The 19599-nt window shown below is 71.2% G+C and carries 19 protein-coding genes; 10 read left to right on the top strand and 9 right to left on the bottom strand.

Going from position 1 to position 19599, the window contains the following annotated elements; translation table 11 throughout:
* Window positions 1-11 precede the first annotated feature (11 nt).
* The 9 genes from ACFWJ8_RS19215 (at window position 12) to ACFWJ8_RS19175 (ending at window position 9177) form a co-directional block, all read left to right on the top strand.
* On the top strand, window positions 12-1307 hold the full coding sequence (locus ACFWJ8_RS19215) for a sensor histidine kinase (protein WP_378814566.1): 1296 nt from the start codon (window positions 12-14) through the stop codon (window positions 1305-1307).
* A complete protein-coding gene (locus tag ACFWJ8_RS19210; RefSeq protein WP_378814564.1) occupies window positions 1304-1975 on the top strand; it encodes a response regulator in 672 nt (223 codons plus the stop codon). Before ACFWJ8_RS19215 ends, ACFWJ8_RS19210 begins: the two co-directional genes overlap by 4 nt.
* A gap of 127 nt (window positions 1976-2102) precedes the next feature.
* Entirely contained in the window at window positions 2103-3446 is a 1344-nt protein-coding gene (locus tag ACFWJ8_RS19205) for an acyltransferase (protein ID WP_378814562.1), read from the top strand.
* 9 nt (window positions 3447-3455) lie between these two features.
* Window positions 3456-4103: a biotin transporter BioY gene (locus ACFWJ8_RS19200; RefSeq protein WP_378814561.1), complete on the top strand. Its 648-nt coding sequence runs from the start codon at window positions 3456-3458 to the stop codon at window positions 4101-4103.
* Window positions 4104-4282: 179 nt separating this feature from the next.
* Window positions 4283-5311, top strand: a complete 1029-nt coding sequence (locus tag ACFWJ8_RS19195) for an iron-siderophore ABC transporter substrate-binding protein (RefSeq protein ID WP_378814559.1) — start codon at window positions 4283-4285, stop codon at window positions 5309-5311.
* Window positions 5308-6363, top strand: coding sequence for a FecCD family ABC transporter permease (locus ACFWJ8_RS19190; protein ID WP_378814557.1), 1056 nt, complete (start codon window positions 5308-5310; stop codon window positions 6361-6363). The genes ACFWJ8_RS19195 and ACFWJ8_RS19190 overlap by 4 nt, the downstream gene beginning before the upstream one ends.
* Window positions 6363-7418, top strand: a complete 1056-nt coding sequence (locus ACFWJ8_RS19185) for a FecCD family ABC transporter permease (RefSeq protein ID WP_378814555.1) — start codon at window positions 6363-6365, stop codon at window positions 7416-7418. The genes ACFWJ8_RS19190 and ACFWJ8_RS19185 overlap by 1 nt, the downstream gene beginning before the upstream one ends.
* Window positions 7415-8269: an ABC transporter ATP-binding protein gene (locus ACFWJ8_RS19180; RefSeq protein ID WP_378814553.1), complete on the top strand. Its 855-nt coding sequence runs from the start codon at window positions 7415-7417 to the stop codon at window positions 8267-8269. The genes ACFWJ8_RS19185 and ACFWJ8_RS19180 overlap by 4 nt, the downstream gene beginning before the upstream one ends.
* Window positions 8266-9177, top strand: a complete 912-nt coding sequence (locus tag ACFWJ8_RS19175) for a siderophore-interacting protein (RefSeq protein ID WP_378814551.1) — start codon at window positions 8266-8268, stop codon at window positions 9175-9177. The genes ACFWJ8_RS19180 and ACFWJ8_RS19175 overlap by 4 nt, the downstream gene beginning before the upstream one ends.
* 18 nt (window positions 9178-9195) lie before the next feature.
* Here the strand turns inward: ACFWJ8_RS19175 and ACFWJ8_RS19170 are convergent, their stop codons facing one another.
* On the bottom strand, window positions 9196-9786 hold the full coding sequence (locus ACFWJ8_RS19170) for a TetR/AcrR family transcriptional regulator (protein WP_378814549.1): 591 nt from the start codon (window positions 9784-9786) through the stop codon (window positions 9196-9198).
* A gap of 50 nt (window positions 9787-9836) precedes the next feature.
* Here ACFWJ8_RS19170 and ACFWJ8_RS19165 point away from each other — a divergent pair, with 50 nt between their 5' ends.
* Complete coding sequence (locus ACFWJ8_RS19165) at window positions 9837-11231, top strand: amidase (protein ID WP_378814547.1); 1395 nt, start codon at window positions 9837-9839, stop codon at window positions 11229-11231.
* 14 nt (window positions 11232-11245) lie between these two features.
* On the opposite strand, the gene ACFWJ8_RS19160 is transcribed toward ACFWJ8_RS19165, so the two are convergent.
* The 8 genes from ACFWJ8_RS19160 to sufB form a co-directional block, all read right to left on the bottom strand.
* Window positions 11246-12610 carry an MFS transporter gene (locus ACFWJ8_RS19160; RefSeq protein ID WP_378814545.1) on the bottom strand — a complete coding sequence of 455 codons (1365 nt, stop codon included), beginning with the start codon at window positions 12608-12610 and terminating at the stop codon, window positions 11246-11248.
* Window positions 12607-13767 carry a MalY/PatB family protein gene (locus tag ACFWJ8_RS19155; protein ID WP_378814543.1) on the bottom strand — a complete coding sequence of 387 codons (1161 nt, stop codon included), beginning with the start codon at window positions 13765-13767 and terminating at the stop codon, window positions 12607-12609. Before ACFWJ8_RS19155 ends, ACFWJ8_RS19160 begins: the two co-directional genes overlap by 4 nt.
* A gap of 43 nt (window positions 13768-13810) precedes the next feature.
* A complete protein-coding gene (locus ACFWJ8_RS19150) occupies window positions 13811-15406 on the bottom strand; it encodes a serine hydrolase (RefSeq protein WP_378814541.1) in 1596 nt (531 codons plus the stop codon).
* Between the two features lie 61 nt (window positions 15407-15467).
* Window positions 15468-15797 carry a metal-sulfur cluster assembly factor gene (locus tag ACFWJ8_RS19145; RefSeq protein ID WP_045298811.1) on the bottom strand — a complete coding sequence of 110 codons (330 nt, stop codon included), beginning with the start codon at window positions 15795-15797 and terminating at the stop codon, window positions 15468-15470.
* Window positions 15798-15807: 10 nt separating this feature from the next.
* Entirely contained in the window at window positions 15808-16602 is a 795-nt protein-coding gene (gene sufC, locus ACFWJ8_RS19140; RefSeq protein ID WP_378814539.1) for a Fe-S cluster assembly ATPase SufC, read from the bottom strand.
* A 15-nt stretch (window positions 16603-16617) separates the two neighbouring features.
* Complete coding sequence (locus tag ACFWJ8_RS19135) at window positions 16618-16947, bottom strand: non-heme iron oxygenase ferredoxin subunit (RefSeq protein WP_378814538.1); 330 nt, start codon at window positions 16945-16947, stop codon at window positions 16618-16620.
* Window positions 16944-18131 carry a Fe-S cluster assembly protein SufD gene (gene sufD, locus ACFWJ8_RS19130; protein ID WP_378814536.1) on the bottom strand — a complete coding sequence of 396 codons (1188 nt, stop codon included), beginning with the start codon at window positions 18129-18131 and terminating at the stop codon, window positions 16944-16946. Before sufD ends, ACFWJ8_RS19135 begins: the two co-directional genes overlap by 4 nt.
* Window positions 18132-19550: a Fe-S cluster assembly protein SufB gene (gene sufB / locus ACFWJ8_RS19125; protein ID WP_378814534.1), complete on the bottom strand. Its 1419-nt coding sequence runs from the start codon at window positions 19548-19550 to the stop codon at window positions 18132-18134.
* Window positions 19551-19599: the final 49 nt, after the last annotated feature.

The following is a 19599-nucleotide window of genomic DNA, read 5'->3' as shown; positions in this document are numbered from 1 at the left end:
AGGATGACATCGTGAGCGACACCCCTCCTCCCGCTCCCGCCCCGCCGACCGAGCCGACCGCGCCGGCGGCGCGCCGGCGGCGCCCGACTCCGCGGACCATCGCCTTCGGCGTGCTGGCGGTCGCCGTCGGCGCACTGTTCTCGGTGCTCGTGCCGGTGGTGATCTCGCTGTACGGTCAGCCGGCGGCCTTCACCTTCCTGTTCGGCGCGCTGCTGTGCGCCGCGCCGCTGGTCGCCGTGCGGTGGCCGCGCTGGTCGATCGCGATGTTCGCGGTCGCGGCGGTGGTGCTGCCGCTGCCGATCGCCGACAACGGCGGCACGCCCTGGCCGTGGCCGTGGTCGGTGCCGGCGATGCTGGTGCTCGTCGTGCTGGTGGGAGTCCTCGCGATCGTCCACAGCTGGCGCCTGGCGCTCGTGGCGTGGCTCGTGTCGATCGGCGGGACGCTCGCCGTCGTCATCGCGCTGTCGGAGGTCGTGCCGGTCGTCGCGGCGATCGTGAACCTCGTGATCGTGACGTCGGTGTCGGGTGCCGGGCTCCTCGTGGCCGTCCTGGTCGCGAGCCGGCTGCGCGTCGGCGCCGAGCTCAGCCGGGAGCGCGAGCTGACGGCGCTGGAGCAGTCCCGGCGCCTCGTCGTCGAGGAGCGCGCGCGCATCGCCCGCGAGCTGCACGACGTCGTCGCGCACGGGATGTCGCTCATCCAGGTGCAGGCGTCCACGGCGCGGTATCGCGTGCCCGGGCTGCCCGATGACGCCGTGCGGGAGTTCGACGAGATCGCGCAGACGGCGCGCACGGGACTCGCCGAGATGCGCCGCCTGCTCGGCGTGCTGCGCACGGAGGACCACGCCGCCGACCTGGCGCCGCAGCAGGGGCTGCGCGACATCCCTGCGCTCGTCGAGACCGTGCGGCGCGCCGGGGCGGAGGTCGTGGCGACCTACCCGGCGACGTCGCGGGCCGTGCCCGACGCCGTCGACATCGCGGCCTTCCGCATCACGCAGGAAGCCCTGAGCAACGCCGTGCGCCACGCCCCGGGCGCCCCCGTGACGCTGACGGTGGACACGGATGCCGACGCCGTGCGCATCCTCGTGCGCAACGCCCCCTCCACCGACGCCGACCCCGCCGCCGCTTCGGCCGCCCGCGGGCACGGCCTCGTCGGCATGCGGGAGCGCGCGGCGCTCGTCGAAGGTAGCGTGGACGCCGCAGCGGATCCCGACGGCGGCTGGACCGTCCGGGCCGTGCTGCCGGTTCCTCCGCCGCCGCCGGCGGTCCCTGAAGCACCGCATCCGCCGACCACGGGAGAGCACCAGTGACCATCAGCGTCCTCGTGGCCGACGACCAGGCGATGGTCCGTGCCGGCTTCGCGGCGCTGCTGGACGCGCAGGAGGACATCCGCGTCGTCGGCCAGGCCGCCGACGGCGCGCAGGCGGTCGCGCTTGCGGCGCGCACGGATCCCGACGTCGTGCTCATGGACGTGCGGATGCCGGAGCTCGACGGCATCGCGGCGACGCGGCGCATCCTCGGCCCGTCCTACCCGGCGGCGCACGTGCCCCGCATCCTCATGCTCACCACGTTCGACATCGACGACTACGTCTACGACGCGTTGGAGGCGGGGGCGAGCGGGTTCCTGCTCAAGGACGCGCTCCCCGAGGATCTCGTCCACGCCGTGCGCGTGGTGGCGGCCGGGGACGCGCTCCTCGCGCCGAGCGTCACGCGCCGCATGATCGAGCACTTCGCCGCCCGGCGGCCGCGCGCCGGGCGCACGGCCGGCGTGCTGCACGAGCTCACCGAGCGCGAGCGGGAGGTGCTGACGCTCATCGGGCGCGGCCGCTCCAACGGCGAGATCGCCGCAGACCTGTTCATCTCGGAGCAGACCGTCAAGACGCATGTCGGCAAGGTGCTCGCCAAGCTCGGCGCACGCGACCGCGTGCAGGCCGTGATCTTCGCCTACGACGCGGGTCTGGTCGAGCCCGCTTCCTGAGCCCTTCCCGGGCGGCGTCCGCGGCGGCATCCCCCCACGGGGTGAGGCGACGACGGCACCACGGTGCGATGCCCTCGCGGGCACCGCCTTCCTAGCCTTCGGGGACCGATGTCCCCGAGGAGGAACCATGACCGTCGCCACCGCCGCGCCCGCGGCATCCGCTCTGCGTCCTCACAGCCGTGACCGGGCGATCGATCTCGTCCGCGCCGCCTGCATCCTCGGCGTGGTGGTGCTGCACGCCATGATGGTCGGCGTCGGAGTGGCAGGCGGCATCCCGTCGTTCGTCAACGCCAGCGACGGCACGTGGTGGATCGTCCCGCTCAGCTGGGTGCTCCAGGTGATGCCGCTGTTCTTCGTCATCGGCGGGTTCTCCGCGGCGACCGCATACCGGCGCGCCCGCGCGCGCGGATCGGATGCCGTCGCCTTCGTCTCGGGGCGGGTGCACCGGCTGCTGCGCCCGGCGATCGTCACGATCGGCGTCGTCGGCGCACTCCTGGCGCTCCTGGCCGCCGCCGGTGTGCCCGCCGACCTCGTGGCCCTCGCGGGGTTCCGGTTCGCGCAGCCGCTGTGGTTCCTCGCAGTGTTCCTCGTGTGCCAGGCACTCGTTCCCGGGCTGCTGCGGCTCCACGAGCGCGCGCCCTTCGCCACCATCGCCGTCCTCGCGGCCGTTGCCGCAGCGGTCGACGGCGTCCGCCTCGTCTCGGGCATCGACGCGCTCGGCTTCCTCAACCTCGCGTTCGTGTGGCTCACGCTGCAGCAGCTGGGCTTCTTCCTCGCCGACGGACGCATCGACGCACTGCCGCGCCGCACCCGCGTCCTCGCGGCGGCCGGCGCGGTCGCCGCGCTCGCGGTGTCGTTCGTGAGCGGCATCCACTCCCCCGATCTCGTCGCGAACATCAACCCGCCCACGACGGCGCTGCTGCTGGTCGGCATCGCGCACACGGCACTGTTCTCGCTGCTGCGCGGTCCGCTCGGACGGCTCGCCGAGCGGCGACCCGCACGGCGGTTCACGGACTTCGTGACCCCGCGGGCGATGACCGTGTACCTGTGGCACATGCCGGTGCTGCTGGGGCTCGCGGGGCTGTCGGCGATGTGGGCGCTCACGACCGGGCTGCCGCTGCCCGGGGTCGACGGACCGTGGTGGTGGCTCACGCGGCCCCTGTGGCTCGGCGCGGCGCTCACGGCGACCGCAGCGGTGGCGCTCGTCGCGGCCCGCGTCGAAGCGGCGACCCCGCCGCCGGCGACCGGTTCGGCACGCCGCGCGGGTCTCGCGGTCGTCGCGGGCGTCGCGGGCGTGGCGTTGCTGCTCGTCGTCGGCACGACCGTCGTCACGGCCGCGATCACCGTCGCCCTGGTGGCGTGGGCGCTCCGGCTCGCACGTCAGACGCGGTCCGCAGGTGTAGAGGGCGGACAGCGGATCCGCCGATCATTGGTGGACGGCGTCCAAGTTCCCCTGCCCACGGCCCCCTAGGCTGAGGCCATGTCATCCATCGCCGCTGCCCCGGCCGCCTCCGCCGGCACCCGTCGCGTGCTCGCCGACGTCATCGCCCGTCCGTCCTCGCGCGCTCGCGCGTTCGCCCTCGACGCCGGCCTCGTCATCGCCGGAGCCACCATCGTCGCGCTCCTGGCGCAGATCGAGATCCCGCTGTGGCCGGTTCCCATCACCGGTCAGACCCTCGGCGTCATCGTCGTCGGCGCTGCGCTCGGCGCATGGCGCGGCGCGGCGGCCCTCACGACGTACATGCTCGTCGGACTGGCCGGCCTGCCGGTGTTCGCCGGATTCACCGGCACCCTGGCCGCCGTCGGAAAGCCGAGCTTCGGGTTCGTCATCGGCTTCATCTTCTCGGCGTTCGTCGCGGGCTGGTTCGCCGAACGCGCGTGGGATCGCCGTCCGGCACTCGCGTTCGTCGGCTTCGCCCTCGCGAGCATCGTGCCGTTCCTGTTCGGCATCCCCTACATGGCGTTCATCCTCAACGTCGTGATGGGCCTCGACCTGTCGTTCGGCGAACTCCTGCAGGCGGGTCTGCTGCCGTTCATCGTCGGCGGACTCATCAAGGCGGGCCTCGCTGCAGCGATCATCCCCGGCGCGTGGGCGCTCGTGCGCAAGGTCGACAAGACCAAGGACTGACGGGATGCCGCGGCCCGCGGCATCCCCTCCTCGAAAGCCCCGGCCGCCTCGGCCGGGGCTTTCGCGTGCGTGCCATGGGATGACGTCACGGATTCGCAATCTGGGAGGACGCTGGGTAAGGTTGCCCTTACTCGCTCTCTATTAGGGCATCCTTACCTAACACCCTCCCGGAGGATTCCGTGCGCCTTCCCCGTCCCGCCGCCACCGCGATGCTCGCCGTCGCCGCGCTCTCCCTCGCCGGTTGCGCGAGCGGAGCCGCCGACAGCACCGATGACGCCTCCGCCTCCTCCGGCGCCGGCTTCCCGGTCACGATCGAGCACGCGCTCGGCGAGACGGTGATCGAGGCGCAGCCGGAGCGCGTCGCCACGATCGCCTGGGGCAACCAGGACGTCGCCCTCGCGCTCGGCGTCGTCCCCGTCGGCATGGACACGCAGGTCTGGGCGTGGAGCGGCGCCTCCGAGCCGGGTGTGTACGAGTGGACGAGCGACAAGCTCGACGAACTCGGCGCCGGGCTGCCGACCCTGTTCGAGACCACGGACGGCGTCGACTTCGAGGCGATCGCCGACACCGCCCCCGACGTCATCCTCGCCGCACAGTCCGGCCTCAGCCAGGAGGACTACGACACCCTCAGCGCGATCGCGCCGGTCGTCTCGTACCCCGACATCCCGTGGTTCACGCCGTGGCGCGATCAGATCACGCTGAACGCCGCGGGCCTCGGGCTCGCGACCGAAGGCGACGCGCTGGTCGCCGACCTCGAGCAGCAGATCGCCGACGCGACCGCCGATGCTGGCTTCGCCGGCAAGACCGCCGCCTTCTTCTACATGTCGCCCGCCGACCTCTCCACGGTGTCGCTGTACACCGGCGGCGACTCGCGCACCGCGTTCCTGAACGACCTGGGCTTCGACCTCCCGCAGGTCGCCGTCGACGCCGCCGAAGAGGGCTCGTTCTACCTCGACTTCAGCGCGGAGAACGCCGACCAGCTGGCCGACGTCGACGTCGTCGTCACGTACGGCGACGAGACTCTGCTGCCCGCCCTGCAGGCCGACCCGCTGTGGAGCACCCTCCCGGCCGTCAAGAACGGCGCGGTCGTCGCCGTCGGCGAGGGCGACGCCTACAGTGCCGCCGTCAGCCCCACCGCCCTGTCGATCCCGTGGGTCCTCGACCAGTACGTCGGCGACCTGAAGGCCGCCGCCGCGAAGGTTCAGTGACCGACACCCTGCTCGCACGGCGTCGTGCGTCCACCCGTCCGGTGGACGCACGACGCCGCATCGCGGTCCTCGTCATCGCGATCGTCGCCGTCCTGCTGGCGGTCGTCGTGTCGCTGTCGTTCGGCTCGCGTCCCGTGTCCGTCGACCAGATCGTCGAGGGCATCGCCCTGTGGCTGCGCGGCGAGACGCCGACCGACATCGGGGCGATCGCCGTGCAGAGCCGTGTGCCGCGCACGGTCCTTGCGCTCCTCGCCGGCGCCGCACTCGCGCTCTCGGGTGCGCTGATGCAGGCGATCACCCGCAACCCCCTGGCCGATCCGGGCATCCTCGGCGTCAACACCGGCGCCGCGCTCGCCGTGGTGATCGGCATCGCGTTCCTCGGCACCTCGAGCGCGCTCGGTCACCTCGGGCTGGCCCTCGTCGGCGCCTTCGTGACCGCCTTCTTCGTCTACTTCGTCGGATCCGTCGGCCCCGGCGGCACCACGCCCATCAAGCTGGCCCTCGCCGGAGCGGCGACCACCGCCGCCCTCTCTTCGCTCGTGGCGGCGATCCTCCTCCCCCGCCAGGCCGTCATGGACGAGTTCCGCTACTGGCAGATCGGCAACGTCGGCCGCGCGGACTGGGAGACGATGGGCATCATCGTCCCCGTGATCGTGGTCGGCACCCTCATCGCACTGCTGTGCGCCTCTTCGCTGAACGCCCTCGCCCTCGGCGACGATGTCGCCGTCGGCCTCGGGGTGCACGTGGGACGGATCCGCATCGTCGCGGCCGTCGCCGGCGTCACCCTCTGTGCCGCCGTGACGGCCGTGGCGGGCCCGATCGGGTTCGTCGGCCTCATGGTGCCTCACGCGGTGCGCCTTCTCGTCGGGTCCGATCAACGCTGGATGCTGCCGCTGTCGGCCCTCGGCGGTGCACTGCTGCTGACCCTCGCGGACACCATCGGCCGGGTGATCGGCTCACCCGGCGAGGTGGAGGCCGGCATCATCACCGCCTTCCTCGGGGCGCCCGTGCTCATCGCGATCGCCCGCCGCACCCGGATGAAGGCGATGTGATGACCGCCACCCTCCCGTTCGTCGCCGACGCGCACATCGACCTGATCCGCAGCGGACGCCGTCGCCGCAGCCGTCGCCGGGTCATCGCACTGTGGGTCATGGCCCTCCTGCTGGTTGTGCTGTTCGGCGCGATGCTCATGCTCGGCAACACCGTCTATCCGGTGTCGGACGTGCTCGCCGTCCTGGCCGGACAGCAGGTTCCCGGAGCGTCGTTCACGGTCGGCACGCTGCGCCTGCCGCGCGCGCTCACAGGCCTGCTCGCCGGCATCGCGTTCGGCGTGGCCGGCGCGACATTCCAGACGATGCTCCGCAACCCGCTCGCGAGTCCCGACGTGATCGGCATCACCTCGGGCGCAAGCGCCGCGGCGGTGCTGTCCCTCGTCGTGCTGCACTGGAGCGGCGCGGCCACGATGGGGCTCGCCCTCATCGCCGGCGTGGGCACCTCGGCCGTCATCTACCTCGCCGCGCGCGGCGGGGATGCCACCGGGGGCCGTCTCATCCTCATCGGCATCGGCGTCGGCGCGATGCTCGACGCGGTCGTCTCGTTCCTGCTGCTGCGCGCCGCGGTCTGGGACCTCGCGGTCGCGACGCGGTGGATGACCGGCAGCCTCAACGGGTCGCGCATGGAGGACGTCCCGTCGCTGGCGATCGCCGTCGCCGTGCTCGTGCCCGTCGTGCTGCTGATGGGCCGCGACCTCGGGGCCCTGGAGCTCGGCGACGCGTCCGCGACCGCGCTCGGTGTCCGGGTCGACCGGACGCGCATCGTGCTCATCATCGCCGCGGTCGCCCTCGCCTGCTTCACGACCGCCACGACCGGACCGATCGCGTTCGTGGCGTTCCTGGCCGGCCCCATCGCCGCTCGCATCGTCGGGCCCGGCACCTCCGTCATCCTGCCTGCGGCGCTCACCGGAGCATGCCTCGTGCTCGCCGCCGACCTGCTCGGGCAGTTCGCCTTCGACACGAAGTTCCCCGTCGGCGTGATCACCGGCATCCTCGGGGCGCCGTACCTCATCTACCTGCTCATCCGGACCAGCCGCCGCGGAGGATCGTCATGACCGCACACCACGCCATCCGCACCCAGGGGCTGGTCGCCGGCTACGGCGGACGCAGAGTCGTCGACGGCATCGACATGGAGATCCCCGCCGGGCGCATCAGCGTCATCGTCGGCGCGAACGCCTGCGGCAAGTCGACCCTGCTGAAGACGCTCTCTCGACTGCTGCCCGCACAGGAGGGCGCCGTCGTCCTCGACGGCAAGCGGATCGACCAGATCCCCACGAAGGAGCTCGCCCGCACCCTCGGCCTGCTGCCCCAGCAGCCGATCGCGCCGGAGGGGATCGCCGTGGCGGACCTCGTCGGCCGAGGCCGGCATCCTCACCAGAAGCTGTTCCGCTCGTGGACGGCGGCAGACGACCGCGCGGTGGCCGAGGCGCTGGCCGCGACCGGAGTCCTCGATCTCGCCGACCGCGCCGTCGACGAGCTGTCGGGCGGCCAGCGCCAGCGGGTCTGGATCGCGATGGCCCTCGCACAGCAGACCGATGTGCTGCTGCTGGACGAGCCGACGACGTTCCTCGACGTCTCCCACCAGATCGACGTGCTCGACCTGCTCGCCGACCTGAACGCCAGCCGCGGCACCACGATCGTCATGGTGCTCCACGACATCAACCTCGCGGCCCGCTATGCCGACCACCTGTTCGCGCTGCGCCATGGCCGGCTCATCGCCAGCGGCTCACCCGCCGATGTCGTGACGAGCGAACTGGTCCGCGAGGTGTTCGACCTGGACTCCCTTGTGATCGCCGATCCCGTGTCGGGCGCCCCGATGGTGCTCCCCCGCGGTCGCCATCACTCCCGAGCCGACGCCGATGCGGCCTCGATGCACGCCCCCGACCCCGCAGGAGACCCCCGATGACCGACGAACGTCCGACCAGCCGCTTCTTCCGTGCCCGTGTCACGGCGATCACCGACGTCACGCCGAGCTTCCGCCGCTTCACCTTCGGCGGCGACGATCTCGCCGACTACGGCGACCCCGGGCTCGATCAGCGCATCAAGATCGTCTTTCCCACGCGCACGCTGGGGCTGGACGCGATGCCGGTGGACGACGACTGGTACACCCGGTGGCGCGAGCTCCCGGCGGAGCAGCGCCTGCCGTTCCGCACCTACACCACGCGCTACGTCCGCAACCACGTCGGCGAGGTGGACGTCGACATGGTGTCGCACGACGTGATCGGCCCCGCCTCGGACTGGATCGACCGGGCTGCGGTCGGCGACGAGGTGCTGATCTACGCGCCCACCACACGGCACCGCGGCGTGAGCTTCGGCATCGACTTCGTGCCGCCGGCACAGGTCGAGGCGATCCTGCTCGCCGGCGACGAGACCGCGACGCCCGCTATCGCCGCGATCCTCGAGCAGCTGCCCCGCGACGCGCGCGGCGTAGTGGCGGTGGAGCTGCCCCACCCGGACGATGCGGCCTACCTGCCGCGGCATCCCGGATTCGCGTACCGCATCGGCACGCGGACCGGCGAGGACCGCCACGCGCACCTCATGACGGCGGTGGCCGACGCGGCCGCCGAGCTCGCACCCGCGGGCGCCGGCGCCGATGTCGAAGAGGTCGACATCGACACCGACATCCTGTGGGAGGTCCCACGCACCGCGAAGGGCGGCGCCGCGCTCAAGAGCGCCCGCCTGTACGCGTGGCTCGCCGGCGAGGCGGGCGCGATCAAGGCGCTGCGCCGCCACCTCGTGTCGGAGCGAGGCGTCGACCGCCGCGCCGTGGCCTTCATGGGCTACTGGCGCCTCGGTCGCGCCGAGAACACCTGAACCGCGATCGAGCGCTGATCAGAGGGATGCCGCCAGCCCGGCGATCATCGCCTCCAGACCACGATCGAACAGGGCGATGCTGCCCGGCGCGCCGACCTCGAACTCGTCCGCGGGAGCCGCGTCATCACGGTTGCGGACCCAGACCAGGAGGAACCCCGACGCGAAGGCGTCCGTGATCCCGAGGATCTGCCGGGCGTGATCGTGCTCGAGGCCCGCCCGTTCCAGACTCCGCACGACGGCCGCGAGATGGTCCGCGACGACCGGCAGGTCGTTGCGCGCCGACGCGAGGAGCTCGAACGACCGGGGCAGGCGGACCGCCAGATCGCGGTAGGACGTCCACGCGCGGCGCATCAGCCCCTGCCAGTCCTCTCCGTCGCGATGGTCCACCTCGAGCTGGGCGATGAGCAGTCCGATAATCGCCGCGACGAGATCGTCACGGCTGCTCACATGCGTGTAGAGGCTCATCGGCGCGCAGCCGAGCGCTTCGGCGAGGCGCCGCATCGTGAGCGCGTCGAGCCCGTCGCGCTCCACCAGTTCGACCGCCGCCGTGGCGATGTCGACGCGGGTGAGCCGCGGCCGGCGGTCGAGGTCGATTTGACGTGGTGCCACGGGTGCCACAGTATCGTCCGTACATTGTACGGACGAAGGAGTGTCGACCGATGGAGCTGTTCCGACTGACCGCCGCGGAGGCGACCACGCTGTTCCGAAGCCGCGAGCTGTCTCCCCTCGAACTCCTCGATGCGGTGCTCGCCCGCACGGCCGCGACCGAGCCGGAGGTGAACGCTGTCACCGAGCAGTGGGTCGACGAGGCCCGCGCGGCGGCTGCGGAGTCCGAGCGACGGTTCGCGCGCGGCGAGCGGGTGCGGCCGTTGGAAGGCATCCCGCTCATGCTCAAGGAGGAGCAGCCCGTGGCCGGCCGCCGCATCGAAGAGGGCAGCCTGCTGGAGCAGGGCACGATCGCCCACGAGACCCACCCGGTCGTGGAACGGGTCCGGGCCGCAGGCGCGGTGATCCACGGGCGCACCTCGACGCCGGAGTACTCCTGCGCGCCGGTCACGCACTCGGCCCTGTGGGGCGTCACGCGAAACCCGTTCAACCGGCAGCTCAGCCCGGGCGGGTCATCAGGCGGCGCCGGTGCGGCGCTCGCCGCCGGGTCCACCGTGCTCGCCACCGGCTCCGACATCGGCGGCTCGATCCGCATCCCCTCGGCGTTCTGCGGTGTCGTCGGCTTCAAACCGCCGTTCGGCCGCGTGCCCGGCCTCGCCCCCTTCAACTCGGACACGTACTGCGCCGACGGCCCGATGGGCCGCAGTGTCGCCGACGTCGCCCGACTGCAGAACGTCATGGCGGGGCCGTGGGCAGGTGACCAGGCGGCCCTGCCGACGTATCCGGCACTCTCGGCCGAGCCCGGCTCGCTGGCCGGCCTGCGCATCGCGCTGTGCGTCGACCTCGGCGGCTACGAGGTCGACCGCGCGGTGGAGCGGAACACCCGCGAGGTCGCCGCCGCGCTGGCCGATGCGGGCGCCACCGTGAACGAGGTCTCGCTGCCGTGGGGCCCGGAGCTCGTCCAGCGCACCGCGTGGCCGCACTTCGGCGCCATCATGGGTCCGTTCATCGAAGACATCGCCCACGGCGATCCCGCTCGGACCGAGCTGCTCATGCCCTACACGCGCGCGTTCGCACGGTCGGCAGCCGAGGCGGGTTCGTACGTGGAGGGGCTCGTCGCCGAAGCCGCCTTCTACCGCCCGTTCGGCGAGCTCATGGCGGATCACAACGCCCTGCTGTGCCCGACCGTCGCCACGACGGGATTCGCCGCCGACGCCGACTGCACCGACAGCCGCGACGTGTTCTCGCAGCTGATGACGCTCCCGTTCAACGTGATCGGCCGCGTGCCCGTGCTCGCCGTGCCGTCCGGGATGGCGCCGAACGGTCTGCCCACGGGAGTGCAGCTCGTGGGGCGCACGTACGACGACGCGGCGGTGTTCCGCATCGGCGCGGCCCTGGAGCGCGAACTCGCGCTCTGGACGGACGCCTCCTGGTGGCCCGAGCTCTGACCCGGTCGGGCGCTTCAGCCGACCTTGACCGTCTCATGCGCATGCCCGAGCCGCAGGCCGGGAACGAGCGCCGCGAGCGCCAGCACGGCGGTGATGGCGAACACGGCCGGGAAGCCGGCGCCCGTCCCCGCCAGCGCCGTGAAGACGAGCCCCGCGACGGCGATCGCCGACGCGGACCCCACCGAGTCCGAGATCGACAGCGCTGAAGAGTTGAATCCCTGGTTCTGCGGCGTCGAATACGCGAGCGTCAGCACCGTGAGCCGCGGGTACATGAGGCCCATGCCACCGCCCGCAAGGCCCCATCCTGCGATCAGCACGGCCGGGTGCAGCCCCAGCAGCGCCGTCAGCAGCGCGAAGCCGAGCGCGGCGACGAGCAGCGCCGTGCCGATGAGGGTGATCCTGGTATTTCCGATGCGGTCGCCGAATCGTCCCTGCACGTCGGCGGCCGCCGCCCATGCCAGGGCGGCGGCGGTGAGCCCGAGCCCGGCGAACGTCGGCGAGAAGTCGTAGTCGTCGATCAGCAGGTACGGCACGTAGATCTCGGCGCCGAACAGCGCTCCGGCGATGAGCCCGCGCATGAGCACGACGCTCGGCAGTCCGCGTGCGGCCCGTAGCGTGCCGCGGGGCAGCAGCGGCCGCGCCGCCAGCCCGATCACGAGAATGGATGCCGCCACCGCCACCCACGACCAGGCGCCGAGCTCTCCGGCCAGGCTCAGCCCCAGCGCCCCTGCGGCGACAGCGACGGCGCACGCCACGCGCGGCGCGATGCGCCCGGTGGCCGGCTCGTCGGTATGCAGCGGAAGCCCGTACAGGCGTGCGACGACCATCGCGAACGCGATCACCGTGAGTCCCGCGACGCCGAGGAACACCCACCGCCAGTGCAGGAACTCGGTCACCGCGCCCGCCAGGAAGGGGCCGATGAGCGAGGGCACGACCCACGCTGCCGAGAACGCGGCGAACACACGACCGTGCAGGATGCCCGGGTACACCCGCGCAACCACGACGTACAGCGCCACGGTCTGCCCGCCGGTGCCGAGACCCTGCACGAGCCGACCCGCGACGAGCACCGGCATCGTGAGCGCGACACCGGCGATCACGAGGCCGACGACGAACAGCGCCACCGCGGTCGTGAGGGGTGCCAGCACGCCGCCGCGGTCGCACCAGGCGCCGACGACGACCATGCCGATGACGCTCGTGGCCAGCGTGCCCGCGAACGCGACCGCGTACAGGCGGTCGCCGTCCAGATCTGCGCTCACGACGGGCATCACCGTGGTGACCGCGAGCGACTGCATCGCGGCGAGGAAGATCAGCGCGACCGCGCCGATCGTCACCCAGACGTAGCGCGAATGCCAGATACCGCCGGTGGTTGCCTCGCTCACGAGCGCACCAGCGCCGCGATGCGCTCCACCGCCTCGCGCAGGAGCTCCGGCGCGCACCCGAAGTTGATGCGGACGTATCCCTTGCCTTCGCCGCCGAACAGCGGGCCGTGGTGCAGGGCGACCTTGGCCTCGCGCAGCACCTTCACTGCGGGGTTGTCGCCCCAGCCGTACGCGGACAGGTCCACCCACGCCAGGAACCCGGCGTCCGGGGGCAGGTAACGGGCCTCGGGGAGCGACTCGGCGAGCAGCTCCGCCAGCAGGCGCCGGTTGGCGTCGAGGGCGGCGAGCAGGCTCTCCAGCCACTCGTCGCTCTCGGCGGAGTAGGCGGCCACGTTGGACAGCGCCCCGAACAGTCCGGTGCGCCACTCGACCTCCCACGGCAGGGCGCGCAGCCTCTTCGCCTGCTCGTCGCCACCGGCCACCATGACCGCGCACTTCAGACCCGCGAGGTTGTACGTCTTGCTCGCGCTCGTGACGGCGTAGCCGATCCGCCGCGCCGACTCGGAGACGGAGAGGAAGGGCGTGAACGGCTTGTCGGGATAGGTCAGCGGCCCGTGGATCTCGTCGCTGATGACCGGCACGCCGAAGCGCTCGGCGAGGTCGGCGAGGGCAGCGAGGCCGGCAGCGGAGTGCACCGTGCCGGTCGGGTTGTGCGGGTTGCACAGCAGCACGGCGCGTGCACCGGCGGCGAGGGATGCCTCCACCCCGGCGAGATCGATCTCCCAGCCGGAGTCGCTCTGGGTGAGCGGAACGCGCTCGACGACCCCGCGCGCCTCTTCGACCGTGTCGTAGAACGGCGGATACACCGGGGGCATGACGACCACGCGATCGCCCGGCTCGATGACCAGGCGCAGGATCTCGACGACGCCCATCATGACGTCACCCGTCCAGTACACGTGCGAGGGGTCGACGTTCCATCCCCACCGACGGTCGGCGAAGCCGACGAACGCCTCACGCACACCCGGGTCCGGCGGCGTGTAGCCGGTGTCGCCGAGCTCCACCGCACGCGTGAGTACGCGGGTGATCGCCGGCGCGAGCGCGTAGTCCGTCTCCGCGACGAAGAACGGCAGCACGTCCGCTCCGTACTTGCGCCACTTCGTGCTCGAACGCTGGCGCAGCTCGTCGATGGGCAGGGCTTGCAGGGGGGTGACGCTCACCTTTCGAGACTATCGAGCCGGCGGCCCGGCGGCGCCGAGTGAGTCACCGTGTGAAGGTGCCCAGGTCGTGCTGGTCGAAGTACTCGAGCACGAGGGTGTCGCCGTCGAACGTCGCGTTCGAGATCGATCCCGGCGGCGCGTTCTCGCTGAACGGCCGGAAGACGAACTCGTCGCCCTCCCAATGCTCCAGCGGCCAGCGTCCGGTCGGACCGAGCGAGAGTTCCAGCCCGCCGTCGACCACGGCGACCGTGGCCGGGCCGAAGTAGTCGTTCGCATACGTCCCCGCGTACGTGTCGAGCGCCTGGGCGGGCTCGGCATCGGAAGGAGGATTCGCGCCGACGAGCGACCCGATGGGTTCGGACTCCCCCTCGAAGACGCCCATGAACAGCGGCAGCCAGTCGCGGCGCTCCGATCCGTACTGCGCGATGTCGAGGAATCGCGCCGCGATGCCCTCGGGCACGCCGTTGGCCGACGCGTTCGACAGCACGACGATGCCCAGGCCCTCGCGCGGCAGCAGCTTGAACACCGTGCCGGCGCCGAGGAGGAAGGCGCCCGAATGGTTGACGTCGACGAGACCGCCCGCCGTCGTGCCCACGTTGAAGCCGTAGCCGTAGTACCCGGCGCGCGACCCGAACGAGCTGGGCGGCGACCCGACGATCTGCGGCGACATGGCGGGTACGAGGGACGCCGCCTCGATGAAAGGCTCGCCGTCGTGCTCGCCGCTCGCGAGCAGCATCGACAGCCACGTCGTCAGGTCGGTGACGTTCGAGCTCACCCCGCCGGCCGGGGACTGCTGGTCGGGCTGGCGCTGATCGGGTGTCACGATCCACTCGCCGTCCTGTTTCATGTGCCCCATGGCGCGGTTCTCGCGCGACTCCAGGTCCGCGTACCGCGAGCTCGTCGAGGTCATGCCGAGCGGCGCGTAGAGGAGGCGCTCTGAGAGGTCGGCCCAGCCCTCACCGGCCGCGCTCGCGACGGCCTCACCCGCAGCGGTGATGTCGAAGTTGCCGTACGCGTAGGTCGAGCGCCACGGCGCGAGCGGGATGAGGCTCAGCCGCTCGAGGATCGTCGCACGGTCGTACCCGATCTCCTCCAGCTCGTCACCGGCGTGCTTGTAGAGCCCCGATCGATGCGCGTACATGTCGGCGATCGTCACGTGGGCGCCGACGTACGGATCGGCCAGGGTGAAGCCGGCCAGGTGGTCGGCGACCGGCGTGTCCCACGTCACGTAGCCCTCGTCGACGGCGCGTGCCACGACACTCGCGCCGATCGACTTCGAGACCGACGCGAGGGCGAACACCGTGTCGGCGTCGACGGGCTCGCCGCTGTCGAGATCCCGCACACCGAAGCCGTCGGCGTACAGCACCTCGCCCTGGTAGACCACGCCGACCGCGATCCCCGGCGTGCCCGAGGCATCCATCGCCGACCGGACGGCGTCGGGCAGATCGTCGACCGCCGCCTCCACCTGGGCGCGCGTCACGGTCGCGAGGGCATCCGCGCCGGGATCCGGATCGACCGTGGCGGCGGGCGCGGGCGTGGCCTCGGTAGCGGCGTCGGCGAACGTGCAGCCGGTCGCGGCAGACAGGATCAGGACGGCGACGCCGACCGCGGAAACGACACGTCTCTTGTTCCCCGACATGTGCCGAGTGTGGCACACGCCGGCGAGGACGCGTCAGCGGACGCGAGGCGTCCGGAAGGCGTCAGATCGCGAAGCCGAGCGCCCGCATCATGTCGCGGCCGTCGTCGGTGATCCGCTCGGGACCCCACGGCGGCATCCACACCCAGTTGATGCGGAACCGCTCCACGATGTCGTCCAGCGCCTGCGCCGTCTGCTCTTCGAGCACGTCGGTGAGCGGGCAGCCGGCCGACGTCAGAGTCATGTGGATGACCAGTGCGTCGTTCTCGTCATCCCACGCGAGGTCGTAGATGAGGCCGAGGTCGACGACGTTGATCCCGAGCTCGGGATCCATGACGTCCTTGAGCGCTTCGGTGACCTCGTCGTACTTCTCGGGCGTGAGAGTAGCGGTCATGGGAACGATCCTACGCTTCGCTGCCCACGGGGGCTTCGGCCGTCTCTTCCTCGCCCTCGGGCAGGAAACGGTCGTAGCCCTCGTCCTCAAGGCGCTCGGCGAGCTCGGGGCCGCCCTCCTCGACGATGCGGCCCTTGACCATGACGTGCACGAAGTCGGGGTGGATGTACCGGAGGATGCGCGTGTAGTGCGTGATGAGCAGCACACCCAGATCGGTCTCGGCCTTGGCGCGGTTGACGCCCTCCGACACGATCTTCAGCGCATCGACGTCGAGGCCCGAGTCGGTCTCGTCCAGCACGGCGATCTGCGGCTTCAGCAGCTCCAGCTGGAGGATCTCGTGGCGCTTCTTCTCGCCGCCCGAGAAGCCTTCGTTGACGTTGCGCTGCGCGAACTTCGGGTCCATGCGCAGGTTCTTCATCGACGCCTTGACGTCCTTCGTCCACGTGCGGATCGAGGGCGCCTCGCCGTCGATCGCGGTCTTCGCGGTGCGCAGGAAGTTCGTGACGGTGACGCCCGGGATCTCGACCGGGTACTGCATGGCCAGGAAGAGCCCGGCGCGCGCACGCTCGTCGACCGTCATCGCGAGGACGTCCTCGCCGTCGAGGGTGATCTCACCGCTCGTGACGTTGTACTTGGGGTGGCCGGCGATCGTGTACGCCAGCGTCGACTTGCCCGAGCCGTTGGGGCCCATGATGGCGTGGGTCTCGCCGGTGCGGATCGTGAGCGACAGGCCGTTGAGGATGGGCGTGGTGCCGGCATCCGTCTCGACCGTCACGTGGAGGTCGCGGATCTCGAGGACAGACATTCTTCGTTACCTTCTTCAGTTCACTTCGAGCTTGACGGACGGGTCGATGAGCACGTCATCTCCGTCGACCGTGACCGCGAACACCGGGACCGGCTCGTACGCGGGGAGATTGAGGGGCTTGCCGGTGCGCAGCGAGAACGCCGAGCCGTGCGCCCAGCATTCGAGCGAGTCGCCGTCGACGAAACCCTCCGACAGCGAGATGTCGCCGTGGGTGCAGGTGTCGCCGATCGCGTGGACCTCGCCGTTGGAGTCGAGCACGACCGCCATCGGCACGCCGTCGATCTCGACGCGGCGGGCCTCGTCCTGCACGAGGTCGCTGAGGGCGCAGGCGCGCTGAGCACTCATGCCAGGTCCTCCTTGGCGAGCTCTTCCTCGATGGCCGCGAACAGCTCGGCCTCGAGGTCGGCGACGCCGATCTTCTGCACGATCTCGGCGAGGAAGCCGAGCACGACCAGTCGCCGGGCCTCCGCCTCCGGGATGCCGCGCGCCTGCAGGTAGAACAGCTGCTCGTCGTCGAAGCGCCCGGTGGCGCTGGCGTGGCCGGCACCGCGGATGTCGCCCGTCTCGATCTCGAGGTTCGGGATCGACTCGGCACGCGCGCCTTCGGTCAGCACCAGGTTGCGGTTCGCCTCGTACGAGTCGGTCGCGACGGCATCCGGTCCGATCAGCACGTCGCCGATCCACACCGTGCGCGCCGCCGCGCCCTGCAGGGCGCTCTTGTACAGCACGTCGCCGGTCGTCTCGGCGCCCTTGTGGTGCAGGTACACCTGGCTCTCCAGGTGCTGCCCCGAGTCGGAGTAGCTGAGGCCGTACAGCTCGGCGCGCGAGCCGGCGCCCGCGAGCTCGACGCTCGGGTTGACCCGCACGACACCGCCGCCGAAGCTGACGACGACGTGGCGCAGGGTCGCGTCGCGATCGACGCGGGCCTGGTGGGATGCCGCGTGCACCGCGTCGTCGTCCCAGCGCTGCACGGTCACGAGTTCGAGGTGGGCGCCCTCGCGGACGATGATCTCGACGTTCTGCGCGAACTGGGCGCTGCCCTCGTGACGCAGGACGACGGTGGCACGGCTGTGACGGGATGCCTCGACCACGACGTGGGAGTGACCCACGAGGTCGGCTCCCCCGCCGGTCGCCTCGATCACGACGGGCTCGTCGAGCTCGGCCTCGGCAGGGATCGACACGTACAGCGCCTCGGCGGAGCGGGTCCACGCCACAGCGGCAGGGACGTCCTCGGGGACGAAGAACTCGCCGCGCGGCGCCTGGCCGACCGCGAGGCCGGCGGCGGCGACGGGGCCGCCGACGCTCAGCGAGACGGCGCCGGCGTCACCGGCGGCGTCCGCGAACAGGCGCTGCAGGCGCTGGATCGGGGTGTGCTTCCAGTTGACCTCGCGACCCGTGGGGGCCTCGAAGGCGGCGGGATCGGTCGAACGGAAACGCTCGGAGCGAGTCTGAACCGGTACGAACGCACCGGCGCCATCGGTGTGGCCCTTCGCGCCGGGAATGGTGGGGGCCTCAGTCGTGGGGCTCATCTAGCCGACGGATCCTTCCATGCCCATCTCGATGAGCTTGTTGAGTTCGAGCGCGTACTCCATGGGCAGCTCGCGGGCGATCGGCTCGATGAAGCCGCGCACGATCATGGCCATGGCCTCCTCTTCGGGCATGCCGCGGCTCATCAGGTAGAACAGCTGCTCTTCACTGACCTTCGAGACCGTGGCCTCGTGGCCGAGCTGGACGTCGTCGACGCGGATGTCGATCGCCGGGTACGTGTCGGAGCGCGAGATCGTGTCGACCAGCAGCGCGTCGCAGCGGACGGTGTTCGCCGAGTGGTGCGCGTTCGCATCGACGCGGACCTCGCCGCGGTAGCCGGCGCGGCCGCCGCCGCGGGCGATCGACTTCGAGACGATCGAGGACTGCGTGTACGGCGCCATGTGGATCATCTTGGCGCCGGCGTCCTGGTGCTGGCCGGGCCCGGCGAACGCGACCGACAGGGTCTCGCCCTTGGCGTGCTCGCCCATCAGGAAGATCGACGGGTACTTCATCGTGACCTTGGAGCCGATGTTGCCGTCGATCCACTCCATGGTCGCGCCCTCGTGCGCCACGGCGCGCTTGGTGACCAGGTTGTAGACGTTGTTCGACCAGTTCTGGATCGTCGTGTAGCGCACGCGCGCGTTCTTCTTCACGATGATCTCGACGACGGCCGAGTGCAGCGAGTCGGACTTGTAGATCGGGGCCGTGCAGCCCTCGATGTAGTGCACGTACGAGCCCTCGTCGGCGATGATGAGCGTCCGCTCGAACTGGCCCATGTTCTCCGTGTTGATGCGGAAGTAGGCCTGCAGCGGGATCTCGACGTGGACGCCCGGGGGCACGTAGACGAACGAGCCGCCCGACCAGACCGCGGTGTTCAGCGCCGCGAACTTGTTGTCGCCCGCGGGGATCACGGTGCCGAAGTACTCCTCGAAGAACTCCGGGTGCTCGCGCAGCGCGGTGTCGGTGTCCATGAAGATGACACCCTGCTTCTCGAGCTCCTCGTTGATCTGGTGATAGACCACTTCGGACTCGTACTGCGCGGCGACGCCGGCGACCAGGCGCGCCCGCTCGGCCTCCGGGATGCCGAGCTTCTCGTACGTGTTGCGGATGTCTTCGGGGAGGTCCTCCCACGACTGCGCCTGCTTCTCGGTCGAGCGCACGAAGTACTTGATGTTGTCGAAGTCGATCTCGCTGAGATCGGCGCCCCACGTCGGCATCGGCTTGCGCCCGAAGAGTTGGTGACCCTTGAGACGGGTCTTCAGCATCCATTCGGGCTCGGACTTGAGCGCCGAGATGTCGCGCACGACGGCTTCGCTCAGGCCTCGCTTGGCGCTCGCTCCGGCGGCGTCGGGGTCATGCCAGCCGAACTCGTAGACACCCAGGCCTTCCAGCTCGGGGCGATCGATCAGCACATCAGTCATCGTCACGTTCTCCTCCGGGTCCTGCGGTGTCATCCGCCCCGGCATTCCG

This window comes from Microbacterium sp. NPDC058389, from assembly GCF_042722305.1.
In the GTDB taxonomy this organism is placed as follows: domain Bacteria; phylum Actinomycetota; class Actinomycetes; order Actinomycetales; family Microbacteriaceae; genus Microbacterium.
Note: the sequence above shows the minus strand (reverse complement) of the source record. Positions and strands in the feature narration are given on the sequence as shown.

What these genes read in the sequence shown, in the direction of transcription:
- ACFWJ8_RS19205 (WP_378814562.1), top strand. Translation starts at nt 2,103, where the DNA reads ATGACCGTCGCCACCGCCGCGCCCGCGGCATCCGCTCTGCGTCCTCAC.
- ACFWJ8_RS19200 (WP_378814561.1), top strand. Translation starts at nt 3,456, where the DNA reads ATGTCATCCATCGCCGCTGCCCCGGCCGCCTCCGCCGGCACCCGTCGC.
- ACFWJ8_RS19185 (WP_378814555.1), top strand. Translation starts at nt 6,363, where the DNA reads ATGACCGCCACCCTCCCGTTCGTCGCCGACGCGCACATCGACCTGATC.
- ACFWJ8_RS19180 (WP_378814553.1), top strand. Translation starts at nt 7,415, where the DNA reads ATGACCGCACACCACGCCATCCGCACCCAGGGGCTGGTCGCCGGCTAC.
- ACFWJ8_RS19175 (WP_378814551.1), top strand. Translation starts at nt 8,266, where the DNA reads ATGACCGACGAACGTCCGACCAGCCGCTTCTTCCGTGCCCGTGTCACG.
- ACFWJ8_RS19165 (WP_378814547.1), top strand. Translation starts at nt 9,837, where the DNA reads ATGGAGCTGTTCCGACTGACCGCCGCGGAGGCGACCACGCTGTTCCGA.
- ACFWJ8_RS19150 (WP_378814541.1), bottom strand. Translation starts at nt 15,406, where the DNA reads ATGTCGGGGAACAAGAGACGTGTCGTTTCCGCGGTCGGCGTCGCCGTC.
- ACFWJ8_RS19145 (WP_045298811.1), bottom strand. Translation starts at nt 15,797, where the DNA reads ATGACCGCTACTCTCACGCCCGAGAAGTACGACGAGGTCACCGAAGCG.
- sufC (WP_378814539.1), bottom strand. Translation starts at nt 16,602, where the DNA reads ATGTCTGTCCTCGAGATCCGCGACCTCCACGTGACGGTCGAGACGGAT.
- ACFWJ8_RS19135 (WP_378814538.1), bottom strand. Translation starts at nt 16,947, where the DNA reads ATGAGTGCTCAGCGCGCCTGCGCCCTCAGCGACCTCGTGCAGGACGAG.
- sufD (WP_378814536.1), bottom strand. Translation starts at nt 18,131, where the DNA reads ATGAGCCCCACGACTGAGGCCCCCACCATTCCCGGCGCGAAGGGCCAC.
- sufB (WP_378814534.1), bottom strand. Translation starts at nt 19,550, where the DNA reads ATGACTGATGTGCTGATCGATCGCCCCGAGCTGGAAGGCCTGGGTGTC.